Source organism: Pseudomonas sp. PDM21, assembly GCF_014852505.2.
Classification (GTDB): domain Bacteria; phylum Pseudomonadota; class Gammaproteobacteria; order Pseudomonadales; family Pseudomonadaceae; genus Pseudomonas.
Genome location: NZ_CM181223.1, coordinates 3558364 through 3576374, shown reverse-complemented (window position 1 = coordinate 3576374; position 18011 = coordinate 3558364). Strand labels below are relative to the sequence as shown.

At 66.4% G+C, this 18011-nt stretch carries 16 protein-coding genes; 9 read left to right on the top strand and 7 right to left on the bottom strand.

Annotated features, from left to right (window positions below; genetic code table 11):
- The first annotated feature begins 6 nt into the window (after positions 1-6).
- The gene (locus IB275_RS16475; RefSeq protein ID WP_167523184.1) at positions 7-147 is read left to right on the top strand and encodes a hypothetical protein; all 141 of its coding nucleotides are present in this window, start codon (positions 7-9) and stop codon (positions 145-147) included.
- Positions 148-237: 90 nt separating this feature from the next.
- Here IB275_RS16475 and IB275_RS16470 read toward each other — a convergent pair whose 3' ends face one another.
- Both IB275_RS16470 and IB275_RS16465 read right to left on the bottom strand, forming a co-directional pair.
- Positions 238-849 (bottom strand): Yip1 family protein, encoded by a 612-nt coding sequence (locus tag IB275_RS16470; RefSeq protein WP_081519766.1) that lies wholly within the window; start codon positions 847-849, stop codon positions 238-240.
- A gap of 27 nt (positions 850-876) precedes the next feature.
- Entirely contained in the window at positions 877-1236 is a 360-nt protein-coding gene (locus tag IB275_RS16465) for a hypothetical protein (RefSeq protein ID WP_192296045.1), read from the bottom strand.
- Positions 1237-1542: 306 nt separating this feature from the next.
- On the opposite strand from IB275_RS16465, the gene IB275_RS16460 reads away from it, so the two are divergent.
- Genes IB275_RS16460 through IB275_RS16450 form a run of 3 tightly spaced genes read left to right on the top strand, consistent with a single transcriptional unit; the run spans position 1543 to position 5599 of the window.
- Positions 1543-3090, top strand: coding sequence for a class I adenylate-forming enzyme family protein (locus tag IB275_RS16460; protein ID WP_192296044.1), 1548 nt, complete (start codon positions 1543-1545; stop codon positions 3088-3090).
- A gap of 11 nt (positions 3091-3101) precedes the next feature.
- A complete protein-coding gene (locus tag IB275_RS16455) occupies positions 3102-4271 on the top strand; it encodes an acyl-CoA dehydrogenase family protein (RefSeq protein WP_192296043.1) in 1170 nt (389 codons plus the stop codon).
- 53 nt (positions 4272-4324) lie between these two features.
- Positions 4325-5599 carry an MFS transporter gene (locus IB275_RS16450; RefSeq protein ID WP_192296042.1) on the top strand — a complete coding sequence of 425 codons (1275 nt, stop codon included), beginning with the start codon at positions 4325-4327 and terminating at the stop codon, positions 5597-5599.
- A 21-nt stretch (positions 5600-5620) separates the two neighbouring features.
- Here IB275_RS16450 and IB275_RS16445 read toward each other — a convergent pair whose 3' ends face one another.
- Positions 5621-6568 (bottom strand): LysR family transcriptional regulator, encoded by a 948-nt coding sequence (locus tag IB275_RS16445; RefSeq protein ID WP_192296041.1) that lies wholly within the window; start codon positions 6566-6568, stop codon positions 5621-5623.
- 295 nt (positions 6569-6863) lie between these two features.
- On the opposite strand from IB275_RS16445, the gene IB275_RS16440 reads away from it, so the two are divergent.
- The 5 genes from IB275_RS16440 to IB275_RS16420 are packed head-to-tail and all read left to right on the top strand — an operon-like array spanning position 6864 to position 11675.
- Positions 6864-8714, top strand: a complete 1851-nt coding sequence (locus tag IB275_RS16440; RefSeq protein WP_192296040.1) for a DUF1302 domain-containing protein — start codon at positions 6864-6866, stop codon at positions 8712-8714.
- Between the two features lie 13 nt (positions 8715-8727).
- Positions 8728-10080 carry a DUF1329 domain-containing protein gene (locus tag IB275_RS16435; RefSeq protein ID WP_192296039.1) on the top strand — a complete coding sequence of 451 codons (1353 nt, stop codon included), beginning with the start codon at positions 8728-8730 and terminating at the stop codon, positions 10078-10080.
- Between the two features lie 13 nt (positions 10081-10093).
- A complete protein-coding gene (locus IB275_RS16430) occupies positions 10094-10459 on the top strand; it encodes a YidH family protein (protein WP_192296038.1) in 366 nt (121 codons plus the stop codon).
- Positions 10456-10776, top strand: coding sequence for a DUF202 domain-containing protein (locus IB275_RS16425; protein WP_192296037.1), 321 nt, complete (start codon positions 10456-10458; stop codon positions 10774-10776). The genes IB275_RS16430 and IB275_RS16425 overlap by 4 nt, the downstream gene beginning before the upstream one ends.
- A 2-nt stretch (positions 10777-10778) precedes the next feature.
- On the top strand, positions 10779-11675 hold the full coding sequence (locus tag IB275_RS16420; protein WP_192296036.1) for a LysR family transcriptional regulator: 897 nt from the start codon (positions 10779-10781) through the stop codon (positions 11673-11675).
- On the opposite strand, the gene IB275_RS16415 is transcribed toward IB275_RS16420, so the two are convergent.
- The 4 genes from IB275_RS16415 to IB275_RS16400 form a co-directional block, all read right to left on the bottom strand.
- Entirely contained in the window at positions 11672-13243 is a 1572-nt protein-coding gene (locus IB275_RS16415) for a sensor domain-containing diguanylate cyclase (RefSeq protein WP_192296035.1), read from the bottom strand. The two genes, IB275_RS16420 and IB275_RS16415, sit on opposite strands and share 4 nt — an antisense overlap.
- A gap of 236 nt (positions 13244-13479) precedes the next feature.
- Positions 13480-13812, bottom strand: a complete 333-nt coding sequence (locus tag IB275_RS16410; RefSeq protein ID WP_081520420.1) for a DUF1508 domain-containing protein — start codon at positions 13810-13812, stop codon at positions 13480-13482.
- 147 nt (positions 13813-13959) lie between these two features.
- Entirely contained in the window at positions 13960-15225 is a 1266-nt protein-coding gene (locus tag IB275_RS16405) for a carbohydrate porin (protein WP_192296034.1), read from the bottom strand.
- 107 nt (positions 15226-15332) lie between these two features.
- Positions 15333-17771, bottom strand: a complete 2439-nt coding sequence (locus tag IB275_RS16400; RefSeq protein ID WP_192296033.1) for a glucose/quinate/shikimate family membrane-bound PQQ-dependent dehydrogenase — start codon at positions 17769-17771, stop codon at positions 15333-15335.
- Positions 17772-18011: the final 240 nt, after the last annotated feature.

Below are 18011 nucleotides of genomic sequence, written 5' to 3'. Positions count from 1 at the left end.
CTCGCCATGTACGCTCATCCCCAGGCACAGCGACCGGACCCACAGGAAGCCCCGCCGGACCGCGAGAGCCAGATTCCCGAGGACTTTCCCGAGGAGCTGCCGATGCAGCAGCCCCCGGAGGAACCGGTGCCGCAGCCGGAACAATGAACGGCTACGCAGACTTTCCGGCTGCGCAGCAGTCTTCCATTGCCGCGATCGCGCGACGGGAAGGCTGCTGCAGGCCACGAATCTCGGCGCTTACTCCTGCAGATATTCCCCAGCCCCCGTCATTGTCTGGCCCCACATTTCCAGGAAGCCGAACGCCGTGGTCAGCAGCGCCAGAAAGCCAAGGCCGAGGATGCAACCCGCATAGAACGCGGCGCTGCGCTGGGTCAGACGCATGTAGATCGGCAGGCCGATGAACAGCAGCCAGCCGGAATAGGCCGTGGCGGCCCCGGCAGCGAGGATCAGCAGCCAGCGCGAGGGCAGCAGCGCGGCAATACCGGCGAGCATCAGCGGCAAGGCGACGGCGGTGGAGAAGCCCATGCTGTGGTTGATGTTGGGCCGCACCTCGGTGCGGAACAGCACCCAGCGCGTGAGGTAGGCGATGATCACTATCCCGGCCACCAGGCCGACGTAGCACCAGAACCCGAGCAGCGCGCCACTGGCGGCGCTGAGGAACTGGGTTTCGCTGTTGCCCGGCAGGCGCCAGCCCACCTGGGTGGTGCCGATGAACAGGCACACCGCCGGGATCAGCGGCAGCAGCAGCCAGAACGGCAGGTAGGCCGCCGGGTGCTGGTCGGTGCTGTCGCGCAGTTCGTGCCAGGCCTTCTCGGGGTGCACGAAGAAATGGGTCAGGGGAAAGGTCATGGCGTTCTCCTAAGCCTTGAAAGGGTTTCAGTGCCGCCTGGACCGGTTGGCGGAGTGCAGGCCCTCGGCAACCTCGATTTCGATCAGCGAACCGGGGTCTTCATTGCCCGGATCGTTGATCTGCGAACTGGCCAGCTCCGGATCGTCGATGGCCGGATCGAGGTCGCTCTGGGGCATCAGCCCCTCGCTGCGGTCACGGAGGTCGAGCAGTGGCAGCAACTGCTCCTGGAACGCCTGCTGCTGGGTTTCCGACAGTGCGGCAAACCCGTGGTTGAGGATGTAGCGAGCAAGGATTTCCTGGCGGCTGTCGGATTCCAGCGCGCCTTCTTCGAGCAGCCGGCGAAGGCCTTCCGAGCGTTCGACATCCTGATGATCATTCCAGCCCATCGTTTGCACCTCCCGGATCGGGTGAGCGTGAGTGGTCAAGCGTGTGTGGCTCGGCATGAGCACTGGCAGTGGGCGGCGTCTTTCGCGTCGCCTATGCGGATGACCTGTGCCGGGCGTCCGATGTTCGGTGCCAGGGACGAACGGTGCCGTGGCGGCGCTCAGGAGCTGCCGCTGACCTGAGCCTCACGCCACGCCCGGCAGGACCCATCGCATTCCGGCATGGGCGGCATCGACCTATGGTATTGGCCGGGCGCAGCGCTCGGCTCTTAGCATCTCTTGCGTTTCCCCTGACAACGAGAACAACAAGTGGACCTGGGTAAAATCCTGCGCCGTAGCGCGCTTTACTGGCCTGACCGCGAAGCCGTGGTCGACTCCCGCCAACGTATCACCTTCGCCGACCTCGAGCGCCGCACCAACCGCCTGGCCTCAGGGCTACAGGCGCTGGGGCTGGAGCAGGGCGCCCATGTGGCGATCCTGGCACCCAACCGCGTCGAGCTGGTGGAGGCGGAAGTCGCCCTCTACAAGAACGCCATGGTCAAGGTGCCGATCAACGCGCGCCTGGCCCCCGATGAAGTGTTGAGCGTGCTGAAGGATTCGCGCAGCCAGGCGGTGATCGCCGATGCCGCCTTCGCCCGACTGATCGACCAGCGCCGCGCCGAGCTGCCGGACCTGAAGCTGATCGTCCCGCTGACGGACGAGGGCGCCGACGTGCCTTACGAGCAGGTGCTCGAGCGCGGCTCTGAGGCGCCGGTCAGTTGCGACCCGGCGGACGATGCCCTGGCCGTGCTGCACTACACCTCCGGCAGCTCCGGCGTGCTCAAGGCCGCCATGCTCAGCGTCGGCAACCGCAAGGCGCTGGTGCGCAAGAGCATCGCCAGCCCCACCGGCCGTTCAGGGCCGGGCGATGTGATGGCCCATGTTGGCCCGATCACCCATGCCAGCGGCATGCAGATCATGCCGCTGCTCGCCGCTGGTGCCTGCAACCTGCTGGTGGAGCGCTACGACGACCGCCTGCTGCTGGAGGCCATCCAGCGCGAGCGCGTCACCCGGCTGTTCCTGGTGCCGGCGATGATCAATCGCCTGGTGAACTTCCCCGGCGTGGAAACCTACGACCTGAGCAGCCTGCGCCTGGTGATGTACGGTGCCGCGCCCATGGCGCCTGCGCTGGTGCGCCGTGCCATGCAGGTGTTCGGGCCGATCCTCGCCCAGGGCTACGGCGCCGGCGAGACCTGTTCGCTGGTCACCGTGCTCACCGAGCAGGACCACATCGCCGCGCTGGACGACCCCAGGCGCCTGGCCTCCTGCGGGCGCTGCTACTTCGACACCGACCTGCGGGTGGTCAACGACGACTTCGAGGACGTGAAGGCCGGCGAGATCGGCGAGATCGTCGTGCGCGGGCCGGACATCATGCAGGGCTACTGGCAGGCGCCGGAGCTGACCGCCGAGGTCATGCGCGACGGCTACTACCTCACCGGCGACCTCGCCACGGTGGATGAGCACGGCTACGTGTTCATCGTCGACCGCAAGAAGGAAATGATCATTTCCGGTGGTTTCAACATCTACCCGACCGAGGTGGAGCAGGTGCTCTACAGCCTGCCGGAAATCTTCGAGGCGGCGGTGGTCGGCGTGCCCGACGAGCAGTGGGGCGAGGCAATCAAGGCGGTGGTGGTGCTCAAACCCGGCATGCAGCTGGACGAGGCGCGGATCATAGAGCTGTGCGCCGCGCAGCTGGCCGGCTTCAAGAAGCCGCGCAGCGTGGACTTCGTCCGCGAGCTGCCGAAGAACCCCAACGGCAAGGTCGTGCGCCGCCTGGTGCGCGAACCCTACTGGCAGAACCAGGATCGGCGGATCTGAGGAGCATGACCATGCAAGCGATTCAACCCAGCCCCAAGGCGCAGGCGATCATCGAAGATCTGCGCGGCTTCATCCGTGAAGAACTGCTGCCGCTGGAGCAGCGCGAGGGCATCCGCTTCGGCGAGAAGCACTCCCGCGAGCTGTTGCGCAGCCTGTGGCAGCGCTCCTGCGAGCGCGGCTTCTACAACATCATGCTGCCCGAGGAACTGGGCGGTGCCGGCCTGGGCATCGCCGACCTGTGCGCGGTGAAGGAAGCCGCCGCCAGCAGCGGCGCAGTGCTGGCCGCCCACGTGCTGGGCGAGCTGAGCGGCCCGCCGCGGGTCGGTCATCTGTTCCGCGTGGCCAGCGAAGAGCAGGTCGAGCATTTCCTGCGTCCGGTGTGCCGCGCCGAGAAGGCCGTGTGCTTTGCTCTGACCGAGGCCGAGGCCGGCTCCGATGCCACGGCGATCAAGACCAGCGCGCGCCTGGAGGGCGAACACTACGTGCTGGACGGCGCCAAGCGCTACATCTCCGGCGCGCCCTACGCGGACTTCGCCGTGCTGCTGGCGGTGACCGGGCCAGGCAAGGGCGCGGGCGGAATCTCGGCGTTCTTCGTCGACCTGTCGGCTCCAGGTGCGAAAGTCGTCTCCGACTACCAGGCGATGTCCGGCCCCGGCACCCACGGCGACATCATCCTCGAAGGGGTGAAGGTACCGGTGGCGCACCGCATCGGCGAGGCGGGCAAGGGCTTCAAGCTGGCCATGGGGCGCATCACCCTGAATCGCCTGCTGCATTGCGCGACCATGCTCGGCATGGCCGACCTGGCGCTGAACCTGTCGGTGGATTATGCCCGCACGCGGGTGCAGTTTGGCCGGCCGATCGGCATGTTCCAGGCGGTCAGCCACATGATCGCCGACATGGCCACCGAGCTGTATGCCGCGCGCAGCATGATGTACGCCACGGCAGCCAGCTATGACGCGGGCGGCGACATCCGCACCCAGTCGTCGATGTGCAAGGTGTTCAGCTCGGAGACCGCCTTCCGCATCGCCGACCGCGCCGTGCAGGTGCACGGTGGCGCCGGCTTGATCAACGGCCATCCGGTGGAATGGCTGTTCCGCGCGACCCGTATGATGCGCATCCTCACCGGGACCAGCGAAATTCAGCGCAACACCATTGCCAAGGGCATCCTGATGCCCGATTGACCGGCAGGACCTGACAGCGCAGCGCCCACAAGAACAAGAGAGAGACAAGCAACATGCACGATGCTCATGCCTTCCAGCCCCGAAAAGCCTGGACTGTCGCCTTCCTGCTGGCGGCGATGATGCTGGTTAACTTCCTCGACAAGGTGGTCACCGGCCTGGTCGCGGTGCCGATGATGAAGGAGTTGAACCTGACCCCGGCCGAATTCGGCCTGGTCGGTGGCAGCCTGCACTGGCTGTTTTCCATCTCCGCGGTGGTCGGCGGCTTCCTCGCCAACCGCCGCTCCACTCGCTGGATGCTGCTGGGCATGGGCGCCTTCTGGGCGCTGGTGCAGTTGCCGATGCTCTATGCCACTTCGCTATGGACGCTGGTGGCCTGCCGGGTGCTGCTGGGCGTGGGCGAAGGACCGGCCTCGCCGGTCGCCACCCACGCGCTGTACAAGTGGTTCCCCGACGAGCGCCGCAGCCTGCCGGTGGCGCTGCTGCACTCGGGCAGCGCCATGGGCCTGCTGATCGCCGGGCTGATGATCCCGTGGGTCAGCACCCACTACGGTTGGCGCAGCAACTTCGCCATCCTCGCGATTCTCGGCGCGGTGTGGTGCGCGGCCTGGTTCTTCTTCGGCCAGGAAGGCCGGCTGGGCGAGGTTCGCCAGGGCCAGCCGGGTGGCGAACGCCTGCCGTACCGCCGCCTGCTGGGCGACAGTACAGTGCTGGCCAACTACTTCTGCCACTTCGCCGCCAACTGGTCGCTGGCGCTGACCCTGACCTGGGTGCCGGCCTACCTGGAGAGCGGCCTGGGCCTGAGCGGGATGAACGCCGGGCGGCTGTTCGGCCTGTTCGTGCTGGTGACCATGCCGCTGAGCCTGTTCATGGCATGGCTGTCGCAACGCATGCTGCGTGCCGGGGTGTCGTCGCGCGTGGCGCGGGGCGTGTTCGTCTCCGCCTGCCTGATGGCCAGCGGGGTTTTGTCCATCAGCCTGCTGGCGGACCTGCCGGTGGCGCTGCGCATGACCTACATGACCCTGAGCGGCGGCTTGGCGCTGGTGATGTACTCGGTAGGCCCGGCGATGCTGGCGGAAGTCACGCCCACCGCTCAGCGCGGCAGCATCCTCGCCATCGGTAACGCCTTCTCCTCGCTGGCAGGGCTGAGCGCGCCCATCGTCACCGGCTTCCTGGTACAGCGCTCCGGCGGCCTGGATGGCGCCGGCTATGCCCACGGCTTCGCAGTCAGCGGTGTATTGCTGGTGGTGGCGGGGCTGGTCGGGCTGGCCTGGCTGCGCCCGCAGCGTTCGCGGGCCCAGCTCTGCGGTGAGCTGGCCACGGCCAGCTGAGCGGGGGAGATGAAATAGCGGTCAATCGTCGAGATTGACCGCCGGCAGAGGCGAGCGCTCGATCAGCTCGCCTTTCCACGTTCCGTTACGCACCGACTCCACCAGCAGCTCGCGCATCAGGTCGTGCACGCAGGAGGCGGCAAAGCTCAGCGGCTTGTGCGCCGAGTGGGCAATGGACACGGTGCGCTCGATCTGCGGCTCGACGATGCGCCGCGCCATGGCTTGGGAGCCCACCTCGATGGGCGGCCAGTTGCTGATGGACGCCGCCAGCCCGCTGGACACCAGGCCGGTGATGCCGTACGCGGACTGCTGCTCGTACTTCACGTTGAGCTCAAGCCCTGCGGCCATGGCCACCTGCTCGATGCGTCGGCGCAGATGCATGCCCCGAGGCGGCATCACCAGCGGCAGGCTGAGCGCCTCGGCCAGGGTGATGGTGTCGCCTTCGCTGACCGTAGGAATGCGCCCAACCCAGTAGAGCTGCTCGACGAAGATCGGCTCGGCGACCACGCCTTCCAGCTCCTCGGCATTGGGCACGATGCCGAAATCCACCTTGCCCAGTTCGATGGCTTCGCCACCTTCCTTGCTCAGGCCGTCGCGTACCACCAGGTCGATGCCGGGGAAGCGTTCCTGCACGCGCTGGATGATCGCCGGCAGCAGCAGGGCGGAGGTGGTCACCGGGATCGCCAGGGACACCCGGCCGCGCGGATCGCCCCGGCTGGAAACCAGCTCGTCCTTCACCGAATCGATCTTCTGCACCACCGAGCGCGCCACTTCGTAGAGGCGCCGGCCGGCGTCGGTGAGGTCCACACCGTCGTGCTGGCGCAGCAGCAGTTGCACCTCCAGTTCGCTCTCCAGCATGCCGATCTGCCGGCTCAGCGCCGGCTGGGCGATATAGGCCTTGCGGGCGGCGGCGGAAAAGCTGCCGGCCTCGGCGATGGCGATCAGGTAACGCAACTGCTTGAGGGTCATCGTCGTGCCTTTTCCGGCCATGCCGGTTTGTTATGGGGCCCATCTGAAGACGATATTTGTTCGTCGCAAGGGGGCTATTTAGTATCGACCCATCACTGCAAAGCAAGGGTCGGTAACGATAAGCCAACAATCTGCCAAGTCTTCTGGAAGTTAATCTGAAGAGTAATTCTTCCAATAAAGATATCCAGATAATACAGCCACTTAAGATCGAAACCTCGCGTTGGTTAAAGTGATTTCGAGGATAACTCTGTATTGCCTGAAGATCGCTCGAACAAGAATAAAGAGGATAAGAGTGATGACGCCGAAAGTTCGCATCATGGTGCGAGGCTCATGGCTATTGGTCGCAACTTGCACCAGCCATTGTGCCTGGGGTTACAACTTCGAGATCGGGGAAATCCAGGGTCAGCTCGACTCTGCGCTGTCGCTGGGCGCCAGCATGTCCACCCACAACCCGGAACAGCGCCTGATGCGCAGCGCCTCGGGCGATGACGGCCGCCGCAACTACCGCGCCGGCGACGTCTTCTCGAAGATCTTCAAGGGTCGCCACGACCTGGAGCTGAAGTACAACGACAGCGGCGTGTTCCTGCGCGGCAGCTATTGGTACGACTACGCCCTGCGCGACGAGAGCCAGCGCTTCAAGGACGTCGAGGACAACGGCCGCAAGAACGCCAACAAGTCCGCCGGCTTCGAGCTGCTCGACGCCTTCGTCTACCACAACTTCCAGATCGCCGATGAGCCGGGCTCCGTGCGGCTGGGCAAGCAGGTGGTGAACTGGGGCGAGAGCACCTTCATCCAGGGCGGTCTGAACGTGGTCAACCCGACCAACCTGTCGGCCATCCGCCGGCCGGGCTCGGAAGTGAAGGACGCGCTGGTGCCGGTGAACCTGTTCTACGTCACCCAGAACCTCAGCGAGAACCTCTCGGCCGACTTCTTCTACCAGCTGGACTGGGAACAGACCAATCTGGACAACTGCGGCACCTTCTTCTCCAGCAACGACTACATCCCCGACGGTTGCTACGGCCTGGACGTGGGCAGGAACCTCACCGGCAACGCCGCTGCCGTGCGCGCGCTGACGCCGTTCGGCGTCGACCTGACCAGTGAAGGCATCCGCCTGCAGCGCGCCGCCGACCAGGACGCGCGCAACAGCGGCCAGTGGGGCCTGTCGTTGCACTGGTTCGTGCCGACCCTGGACACCGAGTTCGGCGCCTACGCGGCCAACTACCACAGTCGCCTGCCGTACACCGGGTCGATCAGCAGCCCGTACCTGACCAACAGCAACTTCGTCCCGCAGCTGTGCGGCAACCTCGGACTGTCCGGCGCGGCCTGCAACGGCCTGATGAGCAGCAGCGCCGGCAAGACGCTGACCGACGCGCTGCGCATGGGCACTTCCAGCTACTTCGTCGAGTACCCCGAAGACATCCGCCTGTACGGCCTGACCTTCGCCACCACGCTGTCGACCGGCACCGCGCTGCAGGGCGAGATCAGCTACCGGCCGAACCTGCCGCTGCAGTTCAATGGCCCGGACCTGATCCAGTCCGGTCTCGGTGATCCATCGCGCACACCGTTGTACGACAGCGGCGTGGTGGCTTACGCCGACAGCAATGCCACCGACGGTTACCGCCGCAAGGAAGTGACCCAGGCGCAGATGACCGCCACCCAGACCATCAGCCAGGTCATGGGCGCGGACCAACTGGTGCTGGTGGGCGAGGTAGGCGCCACCTTCGTTGGCGGGCTGGAGGGCAACGGCGGCCCGCGCTACGGGCGAAACAGCACTTTCGGCTCGGGCGAGCTGGCCAACAACGCGGTGTGCATCGCCAACTCGGCCACCCCGGAGAACTGCAACAACGAAGGCTTTGTCACGTCCTTCTCCTGGGGCTACCGCACCCGGGCGATCTGGAGCTACGCCAACGCCATCGCCGGCATTGACCTCAAGCCCGGTCTCTCCTGGTCCCACGATGTGAAGGGCTACGCCCCGGCGGAGGTCTCGGGCTTCAACGAGGGCTCCAAGGCGGTCGGCGTCTCGCTGGATGCGGACTTCAACAGCACCTACACCGCCGGTATTTCCTACACCAACTATTTCGATGGCGACTACGGCAACCGCGGCGACCGCGATTTCGTCTCGCTGTCGGTCGGCATCAACTTCTGACGGAGCCTGCCCCTTGAAACGCATTTATTGCCTGTTCTCCGCCATCCTCCTGGCCCACGGCGCGCATGCCGCCGTGCCGGCCGGGGAGGCCGCCAAGCTGCAAGACAGCCTGACCCCAATGGGTGCCGAGCGCGCCGCCAGCGCCGACGGCAAGGTCCCGGCCTGGCAGGGCGGGCTGTCCGGCGAGGGCCTGAAGATCCAGGGCAACGGCACGCCGGCCGACCCTTACGCTGGTGACCAGCCGCTGTTCACCATCGATTCGGGCAACTACCAGCAATACCAGGCCAACCTCACGGCGGGTCAGATTGCGCTGCTCAAGCGCTACCCCGGTCAGTACAAACTGCCGGTGTACCCGAGCCGCCGCAGCGTGGGCGTCTCGGACTCGGTGAAGGGCTGGGTGGCGCAGAACGCCACCGACGCGAAACTGGTCAACGAAGGCAACGGCATCGAGGGCTTCCACGGTGCGGTGGCTTTCCCGATCCCGCAGAACGGCCTGGAAGCGATCTGGAACCACATCACCCGCTACCGCGGCGGCAGCCTGCTGTCGGTCAACGACAGCGCGGCGCCCCAGGCCGGCGGTGACTACGTGATCACCACCACCGAACAGCGCTTCACCATGGCCGACCAGGTGAGCAACTACGAGCCGGGCAAGGTGGACAACATGCTGTTCTATTACAGCCACCGCATCACTGCGCCGTCGCGCCAGGTGGGTGAGGTGGTGCTGGTCCACGAGACGCTGGACCAGGTGAAGCAACCGCGCCTGTCCTGGGTCTACAGTTCCGGCCAGCGCCGCGTGCGCCGCGCCCCGGACAACGCCTACGACGCCGCCGGTCCGACCACTGCCGGCCTGCGCACCGCCGACAGCCGCGACATGTACAACGGCGCCCCGGACCGCTACGACTGGAAGCTGATCGGCAAGAAGGAGCTGTACATCCCCTACAACAGCTATCGTCTGGCCTCGCCGGGCCTGAAGTACGCGGACTTCCTCAAGCCCGGCGTGATCGACGCCGCGCCAACCCGCTACGAGCTGCACCGCGTCTGGGAAGTGGAAGCGATCCTGAAGCCCGGTGCCCGGCATATCTACTCCAAGCGTCGCTTCTACCTCGACGAGGACAGCTGGACGGTGGTGGAGAGCGACCAGTACGACAGCCGTGGCGAGCTCTGGCGGATCGGCGAGAACCACACCTTCTACCGCCCGGACGCCCAGGTATTGCTGTCCGCCGCGCAGGTGTTCTACGACCTGCAGGCCGGCCGCTACATCGCTTCGAACCTGAGCAACGAGCAGCCGCGCGGTTATGATTTCGGCTTCCGCGCCACCACCTCGGACTATTCACCGGGCGCCCTGCGCGGGCTGGGCATCCGCTGATGGCGCAGGCGCAATGAGCAGTGGCCGCAGCCGCCTGGCCGACCGCCTGCTGGGCGGCGGCCAGGAGCCGGACCCGCGCTTCACCCTGGCCAACGAGCGCACCTTCCTGGCCTGGATTCGCACCGCCATGGCGCTGCTGGCCGGCGCCGTCGCCGTGGACGCCTTCGCCGACCCCGCGCTGCCGGGGCCCGCGCGGACTTTCCTCGCGCTGATGCTGGCCGGCCTCGGCCTGCTCACCGCCGGCGCGGCAGGGTTGCGCTGGCTGGGCGTGGAGCGCGCGCTGCGCCAGGGGCGGCCCTTGCCGGTGCCGTTGCTTGTGCCGCTATTGGCAATGGCTTGCGTGGTGCTGGCCGCCGGGCTGATCGGCTACCCGCGATGAACAGGGACAAGGGATTGCAGGCCGAGCGCACCACGCTGGCCTGGACGCGGACCTTGCTGGTGCTGCTGGTATTGGCTGCGCTGGTGCTGCGGCGGATCGGCGAGCTGTCTGCGCTGGCGCTGGTTCCCGCGGCGTTGCTGGTGAGCTGCGCGCTGGTCTGCCTGGTCGGGCAGGGCGGTCACTACCGGCGCAGCCGCCGTGCGCTCGCGGGTGATCACAGTGGCGGTAATGGCCGCGCCGTAGCCTGCCTGAGCCTGGCGCTGGTGCTCACCGCCGGCATCTTGCTCGGCCTGATCCTGCTGCACGACGAAATCTGACCATGCACGATCTGTACGACCTCGACCTGAACCTGCTGTCGGTCTTCGACGCCATCTACCAGCAGCGCAGCATCACCCGTGCAGCGCGGCTGATGGGCCTGAGCCAGCCGGCGGTGAGCAACGCCCTGAGCCGTCTGCGCAAGCACTGCGGCGACCCACTGTTCATCAAGAGCCACCTGGGCGTGACGCCCACCGTGGCAGCGCACCGCCTGGCCGACCATGTACGCCTGGCCTTCGAAAGCCTGCGTGAAGGCTGGCGTCAGGTGCCGGGGCGCGAGCCTTCCACGCCGGAGCTACGGGTCAGCTGCATCGACTGCCTGCAGCCGCTGTTCCTCGACACGGCGCTGGCGCGGCTCGCTGAGGACTGGCGGGTGACCTTCTACCAGCCGCAACGCCGCGTGGCCTTCGACGAACTGCGCGGTGGCCAGTTGGACATCCTGCTGGACATCGATCAGGTGGTGCCGTTCGGCTATGGCATCGAGCGCCTCACGGTCGCGGCGGACCACTACGTCTTCGCCCATGGCGCGGCGCTGCAGCGGCCACCGGAAAGCCTCGCGGACTACCTGCGCCAGCCGCAGATCCAGGTCTCCGCCCGGCGCGGCGGCCTGTGCCCGGTGGACCTGCAATTGGGTTTGCGCGGGTTGCGCCGGAACATCGCCTGCCGTGTGCAGAGCGCACTGGCCGCGCGGCTGATGCTGGACCGGCATCCGCTGGGGGTGACGTTGCCAGCTCGCATGGCGTGCCTGCTGGGGCTGAACTGCCAGCCGTTGCCGCTGGGTGAAGCGGTGGCCTTCCCCGTGGCCATCTACATCGCCCCCAGCCTGGGTGATGGCGGGCGGATTGCCGGTCTGGCGCGGGCGCTGGCTTCGCGCCTGTCGATGCTGGATACGGCGGCCTAGGTTTCGTCGCTGCCGACCACGCGGTTGCGGCCGCTCTGCTTGGCGCTGTACAAGCGCTGGTCGGCAAGCTTGAGCACCGCTTCCGGGGTCACGGCCAGTGCGCCCAGGTCGGCGACGCCGATGGACAGCGTGACCAGCCCCACCTGCGGTATCTGTGTGAGCGCCACGGTCTCACGGATGCGTTCGGCGATGCCGGTGGCGGTTTCCAGGGACGTCTGCGGCAGCAGCAGGACGAATTCCTCGCCACCGGCGCGGCAGGCCAGGTCGCCGGCGCGGGACGAGTCGCGCAGCACCGCCGCGATCCGCCGCAGGGCTTCGTCGCCGGCATCGTGGCCCCAGGTGTCGTTGACCCGCTTGAAGTGGTCGATATCCACCGCGAGTACCGAGTAGGCCACCCCGGATTGCTCCAGCGCATCCAGTGCTACACCCAGCGCGCGACGGTTGGCCAGGCCGGTGAGGGCGTCGCTTTGCGCCTCCTGGCTTAGCTGGCCGAGCTTCTGCTGCATCAGCCCGACACCGGTGAGCAGCGCCTTGCGGATCGCCGCCGCTTCGCGGTACCAGGTCTTGATGCCCTGTAGTTCGCGGGGCGTTTCCGGGTTCGACAACTGCTCGGCGCTCAGCGCCAGCTGGCGCAGCGGTCGGGTGATCAGCAAGGTGCCGACCCAGATCGCCAGCACGCCGAGCAGGCTCGCCGGAATCAGTCCCAGCAGCATGTCCTTCATCAGCAGGTTCAGCGGCGACAGGCTCAGGTCGCGCGGTTGCTGGGCCACCACTGCCCAGTTGGCTTCCGGCACCTGGGCGTAACCGGCGAGCATGGGCACGCCCTGGTAGTTGAGTACCTCCATCGAACCGCTCTCGCCGCGCAGGGCGGCCTCGATGGTGCTGCTGTGATTCACGACCTCGCCGACGCGCTCGCGGACGGGGTGGTGCAGCAGTCGGTGGTTGGCGTCGGCAACGAAGGCGAAGGTGCCTTCCTGCTGGAAGTGGCTGCCGATGATGCTATGCAGCACGCTGGGCTTGAGGATGTACACCGAGCCACCGACCAGGCCCAGGTACTCGCCGCTCGGGCTGGTGATCGGTTGCGAGATCAGTACCACGAGGTTGCCGGCAATGGACTCGTAGGCCTGGCTGATCTTCGGCTGCTTCAGGCTCAGCGCTTCCTTTACGGCCTCCGAGCGCAGCGTGGTGCCGACGATCTGCAGCGAGTCGGGGTAGGCCTGCAGGACCTTGCCACTGGCGTCAACGATGATGATGGAGTTGAAGAAGGCGTCCTGGGCCTGCAGGCGCATGGCCTCTGCGTGGAGTATCGGAGGTTCGTCGAAGTGATTGGCGAGTATCCCGGAGCTGTAGGCCAGGTTGCGCCGTGCGGAGCCGAGGAACTCGCGAATGCTCGACGCCACCTTGGCTGCATAGGCGCGATTGGCCTCCAGCGTCGAGTGGATCAGTGCGGTGCGCTGCACGTTGTAGGCGACCACCAGACTGTTGCCGAGGGTGGCCAGCGCGGCGAGCAGCACGAAGACCAGTATCAGCATCCGCAGCGTCAGCGGTTTGCGGCTCCAGCGCTTCATGGGCTGGCCTGCCGGGTACTACGGGGTGATCGCGATGTCGGGGTCTGATCCATGTAAGCGCCGGGGCTGGTGAAGGACGTGCAGCCTACCCGCCAATCCTCGACGGGGCGAGGTTCAGGATAGGCAGGCTTGCGGCGTCCGTCACATTGCTGGCACGCATCCGGCAGGGGGCAATTGCGCTCAGGCGCCCATAAAAGAGCCCCGCATTGCGCGGGGCTCTTTCATTCACTAGTCACTCAGGCGTGCTTGCGCAGCTCGGTGCTGAGGCCTGCCTGGGCGATCGTTGCGATCGCCTGGTCGCGAGCGGCCTCGGAGTCGTACAGCTTGCTGGTCAGCAGTTCTGCACCGGTGTTATCGCGGATCACGAAGAAATTCTTGCCGCCGGGGGACATCTGGCGCTTGTAGCGCTCGACGGCCGCACAGGAGCTGCGGAGGCTGTTGATGGCCTGCTCGGCTGCCTCCTGTGTCGGGTAGGCCAGAGTTTCCAGCAGAGTACCGTGGGCAGTGTTCTTGAGCAGAACGCGACGGTTGCCGCTGCTGAGTTCCTTGATTTCATACCAACCGGGCATGTGTAGCTCCATATAACCGGTGTCAACGTCCTGCGGGTGTTCCCGCAGGGTGACAGGCCAGTTTAGGAGTACGGGCGTACTATTTGTATAGGAAAAGTCCTATGAATCATGGGGTTACTGTATCAATTTGTCTCAGGGTCACGGGTCTCAGAACGTCGCCTTGACCTGCAGGCCGAGCAGCAGGGCGTTGTCGATGTCCTGGCCGGAGAAGGCGCCCGGCTCGATGACGTATTGCAGGTCCGGGCGCAGGGTCAGCCAGGGCGTGGCCTGGTAGCCGTAGCTCAGCTCGATGAGTTGTTCGCCGCTGTCCAGGTTCGGGTAGTCCTGGCCGTTGGCGAGGGCGTTGTTCTCCTGCACCTCGCGGCTGCGCGGGTTGGGTACGGCGCGGCCGTAACCCAGTGCGAGGCTGTCCTTCGGGCGGCCTTCGAAGGGTTTGTAGAGCACGACGCCGGTGCCATACCACTGGGTGAAGGGCGAGGCGGCGCTGCTGGCGGCCGAGGCCTGGCCGAAGACGTGCAGGCTGCGGCCCCTGGAGGTCGAGTCGTTCCACACGGCCTGGTCCACCAGCAGGTAATGACCGCTGCGGCCGGACTCCTGCTTGTCGCTGCCGATGCGCTGCACGTCGGAGCTGTCGTAGTACCAGCCCAACTTGTACTCGCCGGGCAGCTCGCCCTGGGGCTTGTAGATCAGCTCGATGGGCACCACGGTGCCGGTGGTGTGCTTGGGGGTGAGATGCCAGGCGCGGCTCGAGTTGCCGTTGCTTTCCGGGTCGACGTTGAAGGCGGCGATGCGTAGCTGCCAGTCGGGCGCGAAACTGTACTTCACCCGTGCGCCCAGGTGCGCGTTGGGGTAGTTGGTCCAGCCGCTGCCGCCGGACATGTTCAGTGGGTGGCCGCAGAAGCCGGCGTTCATGAAGTTGCAGAGGATGCCGCTGTCCAGTCCGCCGACGTCGTTGCCCATGGCCATGTAGCCGAGCTTGAGGTTCACCGCCCGGCTCAGGTCGCGCTCGTAGCTCAGCTCGGTCAGGCGGGTATAGAGGCCTCCGTAGTTTTCCTGCACCGGCAGGCGGTTGCCCACCAGGTCTTCCGAGGCGCTGTTGCCGCGGCGGTCGTTGATGGTCAGCTGGACCTTGCCGCCGTTGTCCAGGCCGTAGAGTTTCGACAGGTCGAACTGCACGCCCAGCTTGATGTTCTGCGAATAGCGCGCCGAGCGGTGCAGTCCGCCGTGGGCGTTGTAGGCGGTCTCGCCGCTGTAGTCGCCGGTGAACTTGACGCCGTCCTGTTCCAGCTGGTGGCGCAGGCCGCCCCAGTCGCCGGACATGGTGGGGCGGTCGAGCAGGCCTTCTTCGGCCAGCGCAGGCAGCGAGGCGACGCACAGCAGCAGGCCGGGCGTGAGGCGAAGGGAAGTGCGCATGGAATTTCCTGAACGTGAAGCGAATAAAAAAAGGCGCGGGGGTAGTGCCGCGCCGGAAGGAGACGCCCGCACGAGGCGGGCGCGATGGGATCGTTACGCCGGGCCGCTCACTGCTTGTCGGGCAGGGCGTAGGCCATTACGTAGTCGCCGCGGTCAGTGGACTGGCGCGCACCGCCGGCGGTGATGACGATGAACTGCTTGCCGGTCTTGGGCGACACATAGGTCATCGGGCCGCCCTGGCTGCCGACGGGCAGGCGGGCCTTCCAGATTTCCTTGCCGTTGCCGCTGTCGTAGGCGCGCAGGTAGAAGTCCTGGGTGCCGGCGATGAACACCAGGCCGCCCTGGGTGGACAGCGTGCCGCCCAGGGTCGGCAGGCCGATGGGGATCGGCAGGTGCATGCGGATGCCCAGCGGGCCGGTGTCTTCCACGGTGCCCACCGGAACCTGCCAGGCCACCTGGCGGGTCTTCATGTCGATGGCGGTGAGGGTACCGAACGGCGGCGCCTGGCAAGGAATGCCGGCCACCGAGAGGAAGCGGTTCTTGTTCACCGCGTAGGGCGTGCCCTTGAGCGGCACGGCGCCCATCCCGGTGTTCAGCGCTTCGCCGCCGCCGGCCGCCGCGCCCTTGTTGGCCGAGGGGATCATCTGGATCCACAGGCCCAGGCGCATATCGTTGACGAAGATGAAACCGTGCACCGGGTCGGTGGAAAGGCTGCCCCAGTTCATGCCGCCCAGAGAGCCGGGGAAGCTCAGCGACAGGTCGGTACCCGGCGCGGTGTAGAGGCCGTCGTAGCGCATCTTCTTGAAGTCGATGCGGCACAGCAGCTGGTCATACGGCGTGGCGCCCCACATGTCCGACTCGGTGAGGGTCTGCGCGCCGATCTGCGGCATGCCGACGGATTTCGGCTGGGTCGGCGAGTAGGGCTCGTTGGGGATGTTGCCTGGCTTGACCGGTACATCCTTCACCTCGGTGAGCGGTTTGCCGGTGGCGCGGTCGAGCACATAGATCTGCCCGGCCTTGGTGCCGATCACCACCGCCGGCACGGTCTTGCCGTCGTCCCGGGTGAAGTCGATCAGGCTCGGCTGCATCGGCAGGTCGAAGTCCCAGAGGTCGTTGTGCACGGTCTGGTAGACCCACTTCTCGGCGCCGGTGGTGGCGTCCAGGGCCAGGATCGAGGCGCCGTAGGTGTGGTCGAGCTTGCTGCGCTCCACGCCATAGATGTCGGTGGAGGAACTGCCCATGGGCAGGAAGACGGTATTCATCGCCGGGTCGTAGGACATCGGCGCCCAGCTGTTGGGAGTGCTGCGCACGTAGGTCTTGCCGTCCGCCGGGGCCTTTTTGTCTTCCGGATTGCCTGGATCGAAGGCCCAGCGCATGGCGCCGGTGATGACGTCGAAGCCACGGATCACGCCACCGGGCATGTCGGTCTGGACGTTGTCCGCGACGCGGCCGCCAACCACCACGGTGGTGCCGGCCATGAGCGGGGCGGAGGAGAGCTGGTAGTAGGAGTCGGGCACGTCACCCAGGCCGGCCTTGAGGTCGACCTGGCCGTTGTTGCCGAAGCCCTGGCAGAACTCACCGGTGTCGGCATCCACCGCGATCAGGCGCGCATCGATGGTGTTGGTCAGCAGGCGACGCTGGCAGTTGGCGCCGGCCGGAACGCTGGCGGCGATGACCTGCGAGCTGTTGGGCTGGGTCGGCTGGGCGATCTCCTTGGTGGCATCGAAGTAGGCCATGCCACGGCAGCGCTGCCAGACCTTGGACTGGGCGTTGATCTCGTTCTTCCAGAGTTCCTTGCCGGTGTCCGCATCGAGGGCGATCAGGTTGTTGTGCGGGGTGCAGATGAACACCTTGTCGCCGACCTGCAGCGGGGTGAGCTGGTCTTCCGCACCGTTGCCGTCGCTGATCGCCACGTCGCCGGTGTGGTAGGTCCAGGCCACCTTGAGCTGATCGACGTTGCCACGGTTGATCTGGTCCAGCGCGGCGAAGCGGCTGCCGCCCTCGGTGTTGCCGTAGTGGGCCCAGTCCTTCTGCGCGTGGGCCGGGTCAACCGGCGTCAGGCCAGGGCCCTTGTCGGTGGGGGCAACGCTGGGATGGGCGACGAACATGTTGCCGGCGGCAATCACCACCAGCACTGCCAGCACGCCAGCGATGCCGTATGCGCCACGACCGGCGCCACGACCGGCGTCGCGGCCGGCGGAGCGGGCCAGCAGCGGGTAGACCAGCGCAACTACCACGCCGATCGCGCTGAACATGAACAGGCGCGAGAACAGCGGCCAGAACACCAGGCCGGTGTCGGCCACGGCCCAGACCGCGGTTGCCACCAGGAAGGCGGCGAACAGCCAGGCGCCGGCCGGCTTGCGAAGGGCGATCAGCAGGCCGGAAACGGCCATGGCCAGACCGCCGATGAGGAAGTACCAGGAACCGCCGAGGCTGACCAGGCGGATGCCGCCGGCGGCCAGGGCGAGGCCGAGGAGGGCGATGACCACACCCAGGCCGAGGAGGATGAAAGTGCTCACGCGGGAGGCGCGCTGTACCGGTTTCATACAGAAGGTTCTCACTGTTGGATTCGCCGATTATACTCTTAGCAAGCTAATTAACTAGATAGTACAAACGTCGAAGATGCGCCTTTTGTCAAAAAAAGCCGGGACGAATTCCATAGCCTCCTCCGGTTCTTGCCCAGAACATCCTGACCCACAATACCCCTGTGCAGAGGCTGCCAAGACTGGCAGCATCGTTGCTCGGTCCTACAGAAGAATCCTAGCTGCCGTGCCTGTTTCCCGCTC

Excerpts from the sequence above, each read along its gene's own strand:
- IB275_RS16475 (WP_167523184.1), top strand. The coding sequence starts at position 7 with ATGTACGCTCATCCCCAGGCACAGCGACCGGACCCACAGGAAGCCCCG.
- IB275_RS16470 (WP_081519766.1), bottom strand. The coding sequence starts at position 849 with ATGACCTTTCCCCTGACCCATTTCTTCGTGCACCCCGAGAAGGCCTGG.
- IB275_RS16465 (WP_192296045.1), bottom strand. The coding sequence starts at position 1,236 with ATGGGCTGGAATGATCATCAGGATGTCGAACGCTCGGAAGGCCTTCGC.
- IB275_RS16455 (WP_192296043.1), top strand. The coding sequence starts at position 3,102 with ATGCAAGCGATTCAACCCAGCCCCAAGGCGCAGGCGATCATCGAAGAT.
- IB275_RS16450 (WP_192296042.1), top strand. The coding sequence starts at position 4,325 with ATGCACGATGCTCATGCCTTCCAGCCCCGAAAAGCCTGGACTGTCGCC.
- IB275_RS16445 (WP_192296041.1), bottom strand. The coding sequence starts at position 6,568 with ATGACCCTCAAGCAGTTGCGTTACCTGATCGCCATCGCCGAGGCCGGC.
- IB275_RS16440 (WP_192296040.1), top strand. The coding sequence starts at position 6,864 with ATGACGCCGAAAGTTCGCATCATGGTGCGAGGCTCATGGCTATTGGTC.
- IB275_RS16430 (WP_192296038.1), top strand. The coding sequence starts at position 10,094 with ATGAGCAGTGGCCGCAGCCGCCTGGCCGACCGCCTGCTGGGCGGCGGC.
- IB275_RS16425 (WP_192296037.1), top strand. The coding sequence starts at position 10,456 with ATGAACAGGGACAAGGGATTGCAGGCCGAGCGCACCACGCTGGCCTGG.
- IB275_RS16420 (WP_192296036.1), top strand. The coding sequence starts at position 10,779 with ATGCACGATCTGTACGACCTCGACCTGAACCTGCTGTCGGTCTTCGAC.
- IB275_RS16415 (WP_192296035.1), bottom strand. The coding sequence starts at position 13,243 with ATGAAGCGCTGGAGCCGCAAACCGCTGACGCTGCGGATGCTGATACTG.
- IB275_RS16410 (WP_081520420.1), bottom strand. The coding sequence starts at position 13,812 with ATGCCCGGTTGGTATGAAATCAAGGAACTCAGCAGCGGCAACCGTCGC.
- IB275_RS16405 (WP_192296034.1), bottom strand. The coding sequence starts at position 15,225 with ATGCGCACTTCCCTTCGCCTCACGCCCGGCCTGCTGCTGTGCGTCGCC.
- IB275_RS16400 (WP_192296033.1), bottom strand. The coding sequence starts at position 17,771 with ATGAAACCGGTACAGCGCGCCTCCCGCGTGAGCACTTTCATCCTCCTC.